Origin of the sequence: Polyangium sp. 6x1 (assembly GCF_029946515.1) — a bacterium.
Taxonomy (GTDB): Bacteria; Myxococcota_A; Polyangia; order Polyangiales; family Polyangiaceae; genus Polyangium.
This window is the reverse complement of record NZ_JARZHH010000034.1, coordinates 1-13,387: the sequence shown is the minus strand read 5'-3', so window position 1 is coordinate 13,387 and position 13,387 is coordinate 1. Positions and strand designations below refer to the sequence as shown.

General features: G+C 69.9%; 11 protein-coding genes and 1 pseudogene. 9 read left to right on the top strand and 3 right to left on the bottom strand.

The annotated features are described in order from the left end of the window. Positions 1-9 precede the first annotated feature (9 nt). From QHF85_RS28120 to QHF85_RS28095, 6 genes are all read left to right on the top strand, one after another. Positions 10-336 carry a TerB family tellurite resistance protein gene (locus QHF85_RS28120; protein ID WP_281330423.1) on the top strand — a complete coding sequence of 109 codons (327 nt, stop codon included), beginning with the start codon at positions 10-12 and terminating at the stop codon, positions 334-336. Between the two features lie 230 nt (positions 337-566). Continuing rightward, positions 567-1,232 carry a dihydrofolate reductase family protein gene (locus QHF85_RS28115; RefSeq protein WP_281330422.1) on the top strand — a complete coding sequence of 222 codons (666 nt, stop codon included), beginning with the start codon at positions 567-569 and terminating at the stop codon, positions 1,230-1,232. A gap of 146 nt (positions 1,233-1,378) precedes the next feature. Then, positions 1,379-2,419 (top strand): LysM domain-containing protein, encoded by a 1,041-nt coding sequence (locus tag QHF85_RS28110; protein ID WP_281330421.1) that lies wholly within the window; start codon positions 1,379-1,381, stop codon positions 2,417-2,419. 2 nt (positions 2,420-2,421) lie between these two features. Then, positions 2,422-3,552 (top strand): serine/threonine-protein kinase, encoded by a 1,131-nt coding sequence (locus tag QHF85_RS28105; RefSeq protein ID WP_281330420.1) that lies wholly within the window; start codon positions 2,422-2,424, stop codon positions 3,550-3,552. Positions 3,553-3,613: 61 nt separating this feature from the next. Then, positions 3,614-5,008: a DUF1573 domain-containing protein gene (locus tag QHF85_RS28100; protein WP_281330419.1), complete on the top strand. Its 1,395-nt coding sequence runs from the start codon at positions 3,614-3,616 to the stop codon at positions 5,006-5,008. Between the two features lie 204 nt (positions 5,009-5,212). Further along, positions 5,213-6,220, top strand: coding sequence for a helix-turn-helix domain-containing protein (locus QHF85_RS28095; RefSeq protein WP_281330418.1), 1,008 nt, complete (start codon positions 5,213-5,215; stop codon positions 6,218-6,220). On the opposite strand, the gene QHF85_RS28090 is transcribed toward QHF85_RS28095, so the two are convergent. Then, entirely contained in the window at positions 6,221-7,156 is a 936-nt protein-coding gene (locus QHF85_RS28090) for a hypothetical protein (RefSeq protein WP_281330417.1), read from the bottom strand. A gap of 31 nt (positions 7,157-7,187) precedes the next feature. Then, entirely contained in the window at positions 7,188-8,891 is a 1,704-nt protein-coding gene (locus QHF85_RS28085) for an AMP-binding protein (protein WP_281330416.1), read from the bottom strand. 42 nt (positions 8,892-8,933) lie between these two features. On the opposite strand from QHF85_RS28085, the gene QHF85_RS28080 reads away from it, so the two are divergent. The 3 genes from QHF85_RS28080 (at position 8,934) to QHF85_RS28070 (ending at position 12,667) form a co-directional block, all read left to right on the top strand. Next, entirely contained in the window at positions 8,934-9,332 is a 399-nt protein-coding gene (locus QHF85_RS28080) for a TIGR02266 family protein (protein ID WP_281330415.1), read from the top strand. A 105-nt stretch (positions 9,333-9,437) separates the two neighbouring features. After that, positions 9,438-11,693, top strand: a complete 2,256-nt coding sequence (locus QHF85_RS28075) for a hypothetical protein (RefSeq protein ID WP_281330414.1) — start codon at positions 9,438-9,440, stop codon at positions 11,691-11,693. Between the two features lie 62 nt (positions 11,694-11,755). Further along, positions 11,756-12,667: a M23 family metallopeptidase gene (locus QHF85_RS28070; protein WP_281330413.1), complete on the top strand. Its 912-nt coding sequence runs from the start codon at positions 11,756-11,758 to the stop codon at positions 12,665-12,667. Between the two features lie 21 nt (positions 12,668-12,688). On the opposite strand, the pseudogene QHF85_RS28065 reads toward QHF85_RS28070, so the two are convergent. Next, positions 12,689-13,387: pseudogene (locus QHF85_RS28065) on the bottom strand (hypothetical protein); the annotation flags it as partial.

Sequence of the window (13,387 nt, the reverse complement as noted above, 5' to 3'; positions counted from 1 at the left end):
AGTACCGTCATGTTGAAGAACCTGAGCCGCGAGGATCGTCTCCAGGTGATGCGGTTCGTGTGCTCGTTCGCCTGGGCGGACCTCGAAATCAAGCCCAAGGAGCGCGCCCTCGTCCACAAGATGGTCAAAGAGCTCCACCTCGATCCCGACGAGGCGAAGCAGGTCGAAGGCTGGCTGAAGGTGCCGCCGCGCGCCGAGGAGGTCGACCCGGCCACGATCCCGCGCGCGCACCGGCAGATGGTGCTAGACGCCGCCCGGCGCATCATCAAGGCCGACGGCAACGTCGACCCGGAGGAGCAGGAGAGCCTGTCCCTGCTCGAACAGCTCCTGGCGTGACGGTGAGGGGCTCCGCCCGCTCCCGTCCGCTCCCCTTTTGATCCCCAACGCTCGAGCGCACCCGTTCGTGGTGTCTCGGCGCACCCTTCACGCTCCCGCCGTGTGACGACCGTCAAGCGAAAAAAAAGTCGCGGGCGTGTCGATCCGGCCCTGGCTCGTTCGTCGCCCCCTCGGAAGACGGTTTGTCCCAACGGGCGCAGGTGATGTCTGTGCCGAGAGGAGGTACGCGCATGTCCAGGCTTCGGGTGAACGCATTCTCGATCTCGATCGATGGGTACGGCGCCGGTCCCGACCAGAGTCTCGACCATCCGCTGGGCGTTGGCGGCCCCGCGCTGCACAAATGGGTCTTCGGCACGCGGACGTTCCAGAAGATCCACGCCGATTTCGCCGGAGCGCTGATCGGCGACGAGGTGGGCCGAGAGGGCGTCGACGACGATTTCGCCGCGCGCGGCTTCGAGAACGTCGGCGCCTGGATCCTCGGCCGCAACATGTTCGGGCCGATGCGTGGCCCCTGGTCCGACGACGGCTGGAAGGGATGGTGGGGGGAAAACCCGCCCTACCATGTGCCCGTCTTCGTGCTCACGCACCATGCGCGCGCGCCCATTACGATGGAGGGCGGAACGACGTTCCATTTCGTGACCGATGGCATCCATGCCGCGCTGAAACGCGCGACGGAGGCGGCGCAGGGCAAGGACGTCCGACTCGGCGGCGGCGTCGCCACCATTCGCCAATACCTCACCGCGGGGCTCGTCGATGAGCTCCACCTCGCGATCTCCCCCGTGCTCCTCGGCCGGGGCGAGCACCTCCTCGCCGGCATCGATATGGTGCGCCTCGGCTACACGTGCACGGAGCACGTCTCCACGGCCCAGGCCACGCACGTTGTCCTGACGAGGTAGCTCAAAAGATCCCGAGGAGCAGGAGAGCCTGTCCCTGCTGGAGCACCTCCTGGCCCCACGGGCTCCGGTCGGCCCCCATACCCTCCGCTCGTATAAAGGTTCGTGTAACCGTTCGCCACCCAGCGTCCGTCTGGTACGCTCGGCGCGTGCTTCGCAAAGGTCACGGTCGCCAGCGCAGGCCGTGGGGGATCCCCCTCGCGTGCGTGGCGGCCGCGCTCGCCCTCACGCTCGCTCCGGCCAGGCACGCCGACGCGTTCCCGCACGTCGTCCGCTCCGGCGAGACGCTCGCCCAGATCGCCGAGCGCGTGTACGGCCGCGTCGAGATGGAGCAGATCCTCGTCGCGGCAAACTCCCTCGACGCAGGCAGGGGCCTGTCGATCGTGCCCGGCATGCGCCTGGAGATCCCGTCCGTCGGGCACCACCGCGTCGCCGCCGGCGAGACCTGGACCTCGCTCGCCGACACGCTGCTCGGCCACCCCGAGCGCAGCGACGTCCTCGCCTTCGCGAACGAAGCCAAGCCCTGGATCCAGCCCACCGAAGGCCAGGAGATCCGCGTCCCGTACAACCTGCGTTACGTCGCGGGACCGGGCGACTCCACGCTGACCGTCGCCTACCGCTTCCTCGGACAGCGCGACAAGGCGTGGATGCTCGATCGCTACAACCGCCTCGGCGGCGAGTCGCTCCAGCGCGGCGACGTGGTGCTCGTGCCGCTCACCGAGCTCGAGCTCACGACCGAAGGAAAGGCCCTCGCCGCGAGCGCCGGCGCGCTCGTCCGCTCGGAAGGCGCAGGCCGCGCGCGCGAAGCCCAGCGCCGCGCCGAGACCGAGCTGCCGCAGCTCGCCGCCGACGTGCGCACGGGCCGCTACGTCGACGCCGTCGCCCGCGCGAGCCGCATGCTCGGCTCGGGCGAGCTCTCGCGCACGCAGCTCGCCCAGATCCACCAGCGCCTCGTCGAAGCCTACGTTGCGCTCGACGCCCAGGGCCTCGCCGAGACCTCCTGCCTCGCCTGGCGCGAGGCCGACCCGGCGCTCGTCCTCGACCCGATCGAGCTCTCGCCGAAGATCGTTCGTGCCTGCACGAGCGCGAGCACGCTCGGCGCGGCCGCGCCGCCTCCCGCCGTGATCCCTTCTGCCTCCGCGTCCGCGGCTCCGTCTGCGCCGCGCCGCGCGCCCGTGGGAGGTCGGTAGGCGTGGAGTCTGGCGAGACGCGCGCCCCGGTCTCCTCCGACGCCGAGTATCTCGCGCCGGGCACCGTCGTCGCCTCGCGGTACACCGTCGAGTCCGTCGTCGGCGAGGGCGCGAGCGGCATCGTCTACGTCGCTGCGGATGGCGAGACGGGCGCGCGTGTCGCGCTGAAGGTCATCCACCGGAGCCTCTGCTTCGACCCGCTCTTCTCGCACCGCTTCACGCGCGAAGCCTCGATCCTGAAGCAGCTCGAAGGCAACCACATCGTGCGCCTGCTCGACGTCACCGAGGACGACGGCTTGCCCGTGCTCGTGCTCGAGTACATCGAGGGCCTCTCGCTCGAAGCGACCTTGCGCAAGCACCGGCCTTCGATCGAGGAGGCCGTGGAGATCACGCTCCAGATCTGCGCCGCGCTCGGCGCCGCGCACGCGGGTGGCTTCGTCCACCGCGACCTCAAGCCCGGCAACGTGATCATCCAGGGCGAGCTCGGCACCGGCCGCGTCCCCATCGTCTGGGTCGTCGACTTCGGCCTCGGAAAGGCCTTGCACCGCGATCCTTCGGGCACCTCGCTCACCGAGCGCAACATGATCCTCGGCACGCCCGAGTACATGTCGCCCGAGCAGGTCCGCGGCGACGAGCTCGATCATCGCTGCGACATCTACGCCGCCGGCGTCCTCCTCTTCGAGATGCTCACCGGTCGCGCGCCGTACACGGGCAAAACGCCCATCGCGGCCATGACGGCGCACCTCACCGAGCCCGTCCCCTCGCCGCGCGCGTCGAGCCCCGATCGGGACATCCCGCCCGCGCTCGAAGCCGTCGTCCACCGCGCCCTCGCGAAAAACCCCGACGAGCGGTACGAGACGGCGCGCGCCTTCGCCGAGGCCCTCTCCTCCGCGCGGGACGGGCATCACGTCATCGCGCCGGCGGCCGTCGTCGACGCCGACGCTCTTGCCATGGGCGACACCGAGCTCGAGCTCCGCACGGCCGTCGCGAAGGCCGTCGCGCTCGAACCCAAGCCCGCGCCGATCGCGAAGCCCCCCGCGGAACGCCCGGGACGCCCTGTACCGTGGGTCTTCATCGCGCTCGTCCTCGCGGCCGTGGCGATCGCCATCGGCGCGATGGCGGGCGCGCGGTAGACGCGCGGCGCGCTTCGCGGATGGCTTTCGCCGCGCATCGCGGCGATAATGCACCGCGACCATGAAGACGCGCTTTCTTTGGAAGAAATATTTCCTCGCGGCCTCAGCCCTCGCCCTCGGGGTCGCGGTTTTTCCGAGCGCGGCACGCGCCGAGGTCGTCGCCGTCGATTGCGACGTCGATCCCGACTGGTGCAAGACCGCCCCGATCGCGTTCTCGCACAGCGACACGCTCCCGATCGAATGGAGCTTCGACACGGGGTGGGTCCCGGCGAACTCGCCGCTTCAGGTCCACCTCTGGGCGGGCGTCTATGCGACCACGCGCGTCTCGCTCAAGGGCGCGCTCGAGACGAGCTGGCCCGAGGCGCTGCTCCTTCGCGCGCCGGGCGCGCCCGAGGGCGGCTTGCTCTCGTATCACTACGGCGTCGAGCTCGGCGCGCAGGCGCAGCTCCACGTGAAGATCGCCGGCATCCCGTACGACTGGGTCGGCGACATCCCGTACATCCCGCAGATCGACTTCCAGGTCGAGGGCGAACAGGTCTTCGACGCGTGGGGCTGGAAGCCCGGCGCCACGCTCGCCAGCAAGACCACGCCGCAGACGATCATCGAGGTCGGCCTCAGCGACATCATCAGCATCCCCAGCGTCCTCGTGGACGGCGGCCTCAAGGTCGACGTGCAGATGGAGCTCGCCGCGACGTACACGACCGAGCGGATCGTCGTGGAGAACGCCGAGGGCAAGAGCGTCGCCGGCGGCGACATCACCGAGGAGGGCGGCGAGACGAAGGCCGAGTATTTGAACGGCCCCTCGATCGACCTCGACGTGCATCCCGAGGGGCACATCGATTACGACGGCATCATCCACCTCATCCCGGGCATGTGGGTGGAGATCCTCGGCCAGAACTTCGCGTTCGACCTCGTCGACATCCCGATCTCGTTCCCGATCACCGAGACGCAGTGGTCGTTCCCCAAGCAACGCGTGCACGTCCCGCTGCCCGACGTCGTGCTGCCGAAGACCGAGATCGATTTCGGCGAGATCGAGGTCGGCCAGAAGAGCCTCGAGAGCTTCAGCTTGTGGAATGCGGGCGAGGCGCGCGCGAAGGTCACGATCGTGTCGAGCAGCCCCGAGCTCTTCCCCGCGTGGGATCCGAGCCTCGACATCGAGCCGGGCGTCACGGCGGATACGGCCGTGCGCTTCATGCCCAGGAAAAACGGCCCCTTCGAGGCGACGTTGTTCATCGCCTCGAACGACCCGAACGACCCGGTGCAGGAGATCGTCTTGAAGGGCGTCGGCTTCGGCGGCCCCGTGGCTCCGTCGCAGGACATCTCGCAGGAGAGCGGCTGCGCCTGCCGCGCCGCGGGCGGCGACGCGCCCACGCCCGCCTCGGGTGGCCTCGCCCTCGCCGCCCTCGCCGGCGTCGCGGCCTTCGTCCGGCGCGTTCGCAAGGGGGGTCGGGGCTGACCCCCATGGGTCACACACGACCCTCCTGACGGAACGTCATAGGATCGACACACACGTCATTTCGGTAGCTTACAAAATCAAGCGTGGGTCTGCCACGACCCCCCCATCCGATGTAAATCTGCGAAACTTCGCCAATTCCTTGGCTGGCATGTCGCTTGCTGATGTCCATTCCGGACCTGACTTCAGCATCGGGGAGTTCCTGACATGTCGACGGCCACGCTGGACCAGCACAACCACGAAACCCAGCCCTCTTCGCAGACCCGCGCCGTGCGCCAGGCGCTCGTCTCCATGGGATCCCGCGTCGTCGGGCAGAGCGCCGCGATCGAGGAGGTCGTCCGCATGATCGGAGGCCTCACGATGTCCCGCGCGCCGATGCTCTTCGTCGGCGAGCCCGGCACCGGCAAGCGCTTCTTCGCCCGGGTCCTCCACGAAACGGCGGCCCAGGGCCCGCTCGTCGTGCTCTCCGACGAGGGCGCGCCCATCGACGACGCCGCGCTCCGCACCGCCGCCGAGAGCGCCCGCGGCGGGACGCTCGTCGTCGTCGGGATCGATCGCCTCCCCGAAGGCCTCGCCGAAGAGCTCGCCGCGATCTCGAACCGCGGCGACACGCGCCTCATCGCGACCGCCGAGCGCCCGCTCGATCCTTCCAGCTGTCACGCCGCGCTCTGCGCGCTCTTCACCGCGACCACGGTCCATCTGCCGACCCTGCAAGAGCGCGCCGACGACCGGCCCCTGCTCATCCAGCACTTCTTCGACCTCCACACGACGCGCGCCCGCCGGAGCGATCTGCGCGGCATCTCCCCCGAGGCGATCGCGCGGCTCGAAGAGCACGCGTTCGTCGATCATGTGCGCGGCCTCGATCGCGCGATCGAGCAGGCGGTCGGGTTTGCCGAAGGACCTTACGTCACCGTCTCGGATCTGCCCGAGGAGATCCGCAGCGCGCAGGCGCAAGCCGCGCCGCTCCTGCTCGGCGCCCTGCCCGTGCAGGGGCTCGATCTGCGCGCCGCGGTCGAGGAGTTCGAGACGCGCATGATCCTCCAGGCGCTCGAGCGCACGGGCTGGAACAAGAACCGCGCCTCGCGCCTGCTCGGCCTGAATCGCACGACGCTCGTCGAGATGATCAAGCGCAAGCGCCTCGCGCCGCCGCCGAGCGCCCGCAGGCCGATCTCCACGAAGGCCGACGCGCACGAGGCGCTCGCCGACGCCGAGTGATCAGCGCATCACGTCCTTGAAGCTCATCGCCGGCTTCGGCGGCCCCTCCTGGGCCAGCCGGATCACGAGGTCGGCCATCTTCTCCACCACCCACGGAAAGTGCTCGGGCCCGAGCGACGTGATGTCGAAGTCGGGCGCCGAGTTCATGAAGTCGATCGCGTACGGCACGCCGTCGCGGATCGCGAGCTCGACCGTGTTCATGTCGTAGCCGAGCGCGCGACAGAGCGAGCGAGCGTCCTCCACGCACCGCGCGAGCAGCGCGGGTTCGAGCGCGGGCATCGTCTCGCTCGCGCGCACGTACCTGTCGAAGTGACCGAGCCGCGGATCCCAGAGCGCGGGCCGCACGTGCTCCTTGCCGATCACGATGCACCGCACGTACTGCGACCACGGGATCGCCTCCTGCGCGATCATCGTGAGCGTCCCCGTCCGATCGTAGGCCTGCCAGAGCTCCTCGAGCGAGCTCACGCGGTAGACGTCACGGAAGCCTCCGCCCCAGTGCGGCTTGATGAACATCGGAAAGCCGAGCTCGCGCGCCGCGCCTTCCCAGTCGAGCGGGAAGCGCAGGTTGCAGAGCGTCTGGCTCGACACACCCTCGCCGTACGACTTCGACGGCAGGACCACGGTCCTCGGCACGCGCACGCCGAGCCGCGCGGCGAGCGCCGTCCCGAAGAGTTTGTCGTCGGCGATCCGCCAGAACGGGTTGTTCACCACGCGCGTGCCGTTCAGCACCGCGAGCTTCAGCACGGGCTGGTAACACGTCACCTCGTGCGAGATGCGATCGACGAGCACGTCGTACGGCGGCGGCCGATCGATCGAGGTGATGTCGAGCTCGGCGTAACTCGCCACGACGCCTGCGTCGCGCCGCGCGACCTCGGCGATCAGGGCATCGGGAAACGAGCGCTCACGTCCGACGAGCAAGCCAACGCGGAGGACCATGGAGCCGTCCTACACCAATCCTCCGCGCTCGTCACAGGGCCATGGCGCGCAGCTCGCGCTTCAGCACCTTGCCTGTCGGGTTGCGCGGCAAGGACGGAACGAACACGAACTCGCGCGGCACCTTCGCGCCCGACAGCCGAGCGCGCGCGAACGCTTCGAGCTCCTTCGGCGCGACGCTCGCGCCCGCCCTGAGCACCACGAACGCGCGCACCCGCTCGCCCCACGCTTCGTCCGGGACGCCCACGATCGCGACCTCCGCGACCGCTGGATGATCGTGCAGCACGCCCTCCACCTCGGCCGGATACACGTTCACGCCGCCCGAGATGATCATGTCGCGCTTGCGGCCTTCGAGGAAGAAGTAGCCGCGCTCGTCCCTGCGCGCGAGGTCGCCGACCGAGAAGAACCCGTCGCGCATCGCGTCGCGCGTGCCCGCGTCGTCGGCGTGATAACCCGCGAAGAGCTGCCCGCTCCGCGCGTAGAGCTCGCCCACCTCGCCGGGGCCGCAGATGCGCCCTCTCTCGTCGTAGAGCCGCACCTCCGCGCCCGGGATCACGCGTCCGATCGTGCCCGGCGCCGCGCGCAGATCCGCCGGCTTCGCGAGCGTCACCACGCCCGTCTCCGTCGCGCCGTAGAAGTTGAACAGTTTGTCCCCAAAGATCCTGAGCACCTCGTTCGCGAGCGGGACCGAGATCGCCGCGCCGCCCGTGAAGATCGCCTTCAGCGACGACGTGTCGTAGCGCCGGATCCTCTCCTCCCCGAGCTCCACGATCCGATGCAGCATCGTCGGCACCACGGCCGTCGTGGTCACGCGGTAGCGCTCGATCGCTTCGAGGAACGACTCGGGCCGGAAGTCGCGCAGCACGATCACCGTGCTGCCGACGAGGTACGACATCGTGAGGAACCCGAACGCCGTCGCGTGATAGAGCGGGCACACCGCGAGGTGCACCTCGCCCACCTGCATCGGCGTCTCCCCGATGAACGCGAGCGCCGCGCTCGTCGCGCCCTTCGCGAACTGCCGCACGGCGCCCTTCGGTTTGCCCGTCGTGCCCGACGTGTACATCACCACCGCGGGCTCGTCTCCGGGCCTCGGCGGCGGCCCCTTCGCCGACGCGACCAGCGCTTCGAGCGTCGGGAACGGCTCGGCCGCGCCGCCCACCGAAAAACACCGCTCCGCGCCGATCTGCGTGAGCCTCGGCGCCACCTCGCGCACCGCGTCGGCGACGTCCACGTCGAAGAACAACGCGCGCGCGCCCGAGTGCGTCGCCACGTACTCGAGCTCGTTCGGCGTCGACCGGTACGAACAGCTCACCGCGCCACACCCGAGCTTCCCGGCGGCGATCTGCAGCAGCACGAACTCCGGCCGGTTCTTGACCATCAGCGCGATCCGATCGCCCGGCCGAACGCCTCGCTCGGCGAGCCCCGCGGCGATCCTCTCCAGCCGCTCGTTCATCTCGGCGAACGAGTACGCGCGCTCCTCGACGAGCCTGCCGCTCGGCAGCGCGTGGAGCCCGACGAGGCCCACGGTGTGGGGATCGTTGTGCGCCATGAAGTGAAAGAGCAGCGGCGGCGCGGCCTTGCGGGTCCGCACGAGCTCGCGCGCGGCGGCTTCGAGCCCGGCCCAGTGGACGTGGCTCGGCATCTTGGTCTGGATCGCGACGCGGCCTACGGTCCGCGCCCCGAACACCACGTCCTCGGCGGCCCGCTTGAGCGAGGAGAGCCTCTCCTTCCAGTGCATGCCCGGATTGTAGTCTCGCGACGTTGGGGATAGGTTACTCCCGTGAGCGACCGGCGAACCACCGGAGGCCGCGCGGCCATCGAGCTGAACGTCGAGTACAAGCGCCTCAACACGTTCTTCGCCGACTACACGCGCAACATCTCGAAGGGCGGCACGTTCATCCGCACGGATCGGCCCCTCGACGTGAACACCGAGTTCGTCTTCGCGCTCAGCATCAAGAACCTGGCCGAGCCCCTGCGCCTCCGCGGGCGGGTCAAGTGGATCGTGCGCCCCGTCGACGCCACGCCCGACTCGCCCGCCGGCATGGGCATCGAGTTCCAGTACAACGGCGAGAACGAGCGGCGCGAGACCGAGTCGATCGTCGAGAAGCTCATGGCGAACGAGCTTGGCGACGAGCTCGCCGGCAAGCTGCTCGGGCACAAGCCGAACACGAAGACGTAAGCGCTCCGAGCTCGGTTCGTCTACGCCGGTTTCGAGCCTGCTTCTGCGGCGAGGGGCCCTCGTCGCCTCGTGCAGGTTCGCGCCCGCCGTGTACACTCCGCGAAGATGCCTTCGAGATCTACGCCCCGCGCGCGCGCGTTCGCCCGAGCCATCCTCGCCTCGCTCCTCGCCGCCGGCGCCGCGGGCTGCGGGACTTCGGTGAAGCCCACGAAGACCCCCGTGCAGGTCGTCGAGGGCCCGATCAAACCCGCCGACGTCCAGGACGCGGACTTCGCCGCGACGCTCGCGCGTGTCCTCTCGGACGGCTCACGCACGCCCGAGCGGCTCGGCACCGTCGCGGGCGTCGTGCGCCGCCAGCTCGCCCACGCCGAGCGACGCTTCGCGCTCGGCGAGCCCGAGCGAGGGACCGCGAGCGTGATGGGCGCGCTCTACCTCGTCCGCGTCGGCGAAGGCCAAGGCGCGATGGTCGATCCGGCCGGCGCGCGCGCGCTCGACGGCGCGATCCGCTACCTCTCGAACCTCGGCGACGAGGGCCGCGTGCACGCACTCATGCGCATGCGCGCCGCGGCGCTCGGCAAGGAAGCGCCCGGCCGCGCCGAGCTCGACGAGCACCTCTCGAACCTCGAGCGCTGGATGGGCGACACGCACGCGGGCAGCCCCGGCGTGCGGCTCGGCGCCGAGGCGCGTTACCTGGCCGCGCGCGCGATGGTCGACCCCTCCGGCGAGACGCTCGACGCCGCGGCGAACGCGATCGAGGCGTGGGTCAATCGTGGCATCGAGATCAACCGCATCTTCCGGCAGACGGGCAAGCGACCCGAGCGCGCCGAGGCCATGGAAGCCGCGCGCTCCATCGAGACGGGCGCGGTCATGCTCGCGTCGATCTTCATCCGCCACGGCGACGCGCAGGGCGCGTTATCGCGCATCGAGAGCTCCGAGGTCCGGCTCATCACCGAGCCTTCGCTTCGCAGAAGCCTCATGGTCGCCTCCGAGGACGGCGACGCGCAGGCGTGGGAGATGGTCGCCGCGGCGTTCGCGAGCGAGGGCGCGCCGACGGGCGAGGACGAGGACGAACGCGAAGAGCGGCTCGATCCGCGCCTCGTCGAGGCGGGCGTCTGGGGCAGCGTGCTCGAAGCGTACCGCAAGGACCCGAAGAACTTCCGCATGGCGGCGTTGCTCGCCGAGGAGCTCGTTCGCATGGGCATGTCCGAGGGCGCGCCGACCGTGCTCGCGGGCGCGCTCGGCGCGCAGCCGAGCGCGAGGTTCGTCGCGGCCGCGAACCGCATCGTCTACGAGGCCATGGCCACCGACGCCGACGCGGGCGACGTCGACGCCGTTCGCCGCACCTTCCGCGCCGCGGCGCCGATCCTCGCGGCCGCCGATCGCCCGGAGATCGCGCAGGCCGCCCTCGAACCCACGCCGGCGCGCCTGCGCTTGCTCATGGCCTCCGTCGAGGTGCGCAGCGGCGACCTCACCGCGGCGCGCCCGCTCTTCGTGGCCGCCGCGAAGGGCGATCCCTCGGTCGCCGCGTGGGTGCGCGTCGCGCGCGCCGATCGTCAGGCCAAGGATTCCGCGGCCGCGCTCGACAACCTGCGCCGCGCGTTCGCTGCGCCCGACGCGCGCGTCGCGCTCGCCGACCTCGCCGAGGCGCACCTGCTCGCGTTCGAGATTCAGCGCGACCTCGGGGCCGAAGGCCCGGCGAAGGCCGAGCTCGCCGAGGCGCTCTCGGCCGCGCTCGCCTCGCAGAAGCAGCGCGGCGACGTGGGGACGCGCTCGCGGGCCGAGAGCTTGCTCGCCCGCGTCCTCGAGGCGTACGGCGACGCCAAGGCCACGCGACGCGCGTCCGATCGGGCCCTCGCGGTCGCGGCCACCGATCGCCCTGCGCTCGGCGCCACCATCCTGCAAGTCACCTCGCGCGCGCTCGTGCGTCGCGACCTCGACGCGGCGCGCGCGGCCGTCCGCCAGGGCCTCGACGCCGACGTCGATCAGGAAGAGCGCATTTACGGCGGCCTATGGCTCTTGCTCCTCGAACGGGAGCTCAAGGCGGCGCCGGACGACACGGCCACGCGTGCGCTCGCGACGAACGGCGATCGTGACGCGTGGGTCGTCAAGCTCGCGCAGTGGGCGCTCGGGCGCATGACGGACGAGGCCCTCTTTGCGTCTGCGCAGAACCCGGCGCAGCGAGTCGAGGCGGAGTTTTACACGGCCATGGCACGCCGCGCGTCGGGGGATCCGGCGGCGCAGGAGCGTTTGCGCAAAGTCGCGGATAGCCCGGTCCTCGATCTCGTCGAGGTCCAGCTCGCGCGGGATCTGCTTGCGCCGAATTTTCGCGCAGAGCTGCCCCAGGGCGTCGCGTTGCCCTGAACGGCCGGCCCTGGGAAGCGCATTTCCCTCCCGCAGCCGGTGACGAATGATATCATACAATCATGAAATTCTTATGGCTGCGGGGTACGTCCATCCTCGTTTCTGCAAGCGCGCTCGTCCTCGCCGGCTGCGGCGCTGACGGACCTGTCGTCTGGCCGATCAGCGGCGCGACGGACGGTGATTTTCCGCTCTCATCCACCTTTGGCCCCCGTGTCCGTACGGACGACGACGTCTACGACTTTCATCGGGGCATCGACATGGCCGTCCCCGAGGGCACGGACATCTCCTCCATCGCCGCCGGCCGGGTCAGCGAGATTCAGGAAAATACGAGCGCCGGCGGAATGCTCGTGAAGATCGATCACGGCGGCTACTTCAGCACGTACGTGCATTGCTCCGAGGTCGACGTCGACGTCGGGGACAGCGTCGACGCGGGCGAGGTCATCGCGCAGAGCGGCAAGGCCTCGAATGGCTTCGCGCACCTGCATTTCGAGATTCGCAAGCCCGGCGACAACAAGGCGGACTGCGTCCACCCGCTCGACGTCCTGCCCTACGCCGACAAAGGCGCGCCCACGCTGGAGATCGGCAAGGTGGACATGACGAATCCCCTCGAGCCGAAGGTCACGATCACGGTGCGTATCCCCGCGGGCGAGCTCGATCTCCGCCGCGTCTCCGTCGCCACGTTCGAGGCCGACGCGGGCAAGATCCTCGAGGACCTCGTGCCCCTCTCCCAGCGGGACTACGACATCGAGGCCTGGAATCGCACCTATACGTCGAGCGAATCCGACGTCGTCATCGACGACCCGAACAACGAGGGCATCCTCGTGCGCCCGCAAAAATACAACAACACGATGCCCTCCTACGAGATCGATTTCACGTTCACGGGGCTCGTCGGCACCGTGACGAGCGGATTGCTCCGCGTCCGGGCCGTGGCCGAGGACGCGAGGGGCAACGTGATCAGCGTCGAATCGCAGTGAGGCGCAGAAAACCTGCCCGCGTCAGGGCAGGATGTTGAGATTGTCGAAGCGCCCCCGGCCTGGGTTTGGCGCCGCCTCGTCGATTCCTCCGACCAGGGCCACGTACAGATCTCCGGGGGGCAGCGGGTTCGGCGCGCTCGCCTGCACCGTCCATTGCTGCGCGTCGGGCGACGTCTCCCAGAACGTCGTCCCGTCCTGCTGGCGAATGCGCCAGAACGCGTGCTCTTGGGGATCGTAATCGAGGAACCCCACATCGGTGAAGCTGCCGGCGAGAATCTTGTGGAAGTACAGCGTCCCCTGGTAGGAAACGATCTCGATCGCGTTATCGAGCTCCGTGCCGATCTGGAGCGATGCAAAAGCTTGGAGGGTCGGGTTCGGGACCTCCAGCACCTGGACGAACACGGCGCAATTCGAAATGTCGTACGCCTCGGTCGAGTAATGCACCGCGTACCCGACGGCCCCGGCCCCGATCGTCGCGACCAGGTTGCCCCCGGACTCGGCGATCGACGTGCCGGCGCCTTCCGCGTAGTTCGACCATTTCGCCGAATTTGTCATCCCGTCGTCGAAATCGTCCTGCAAGGCGATCGTGCACTGCGGGGCCCCGCCCCCGCCCCCGCCCCCGCCCCCGCCCCCGGCGCCCCCCGCGCCCCCCGCGCCGCCCATGCCGCCCATGCCGGAGCCGGAGCTGGCGCCGGCGCTGCTGCTCACCTCCGCGCCCCC

Coding starts and splice junctions, on each gene's coding strand:
- QHF85_RS28120 (WP_281330423.1), top strand. CDS start 10: ATGTTGAAGAACCTGAGCCGCGAGGATCGTCTCCAGGTGATGCGGTTC.
- QHF85_RS28115 (WP_281330422.1), top strand. CDS start 567: ATGTCCAGGCTTCGGGTGAACGCATTCTCGATCTCGATCGATGGGTAC.
- QHF85_RS28100 (WP_281330419.1), top strand. CDS start 3,614: ATGAAGACGCGCTTTCTTTGGAAGAAATATTTCCTCGCGGCCTCAGCC.
- QHF85_RS28095 (WP_281330418.1), top strand. CDS start 5,213: ATGTCGACGGCCACGCTGGACCAGCACAACCACGAAACCCAGCCCTCT.
- QHF85_RS28090 (WP_281330417.1), bottom strand. CDS start 7,156: ATGGTCCTCCGCGTTGGCTTGCTCGTCGGACGTGAGCGCTCGTTTCCC.
- QHF85_RS28085 (WP_281330416.1), bottom strand. CDS start 8,891: ATGCACTGGAAGGAGAGGCTCTCCTCGCTCAAGCGGGCCGCCGAGGAC.
- QHF85_RS28075 (WP_281330414.1), top strand. CDS start 9,438: ATGCCTTCGAGATCTACGCCCCGCGCGCGCGCGTTCGCCCGAGCCATC.
- QHF85_RS28070 (WP_281330413.1), top strand. CDS start 11,756: ATGAAATTCTTATGGCTGCGGGGTACGTCCATCCTCGTTTCTGCAAGC.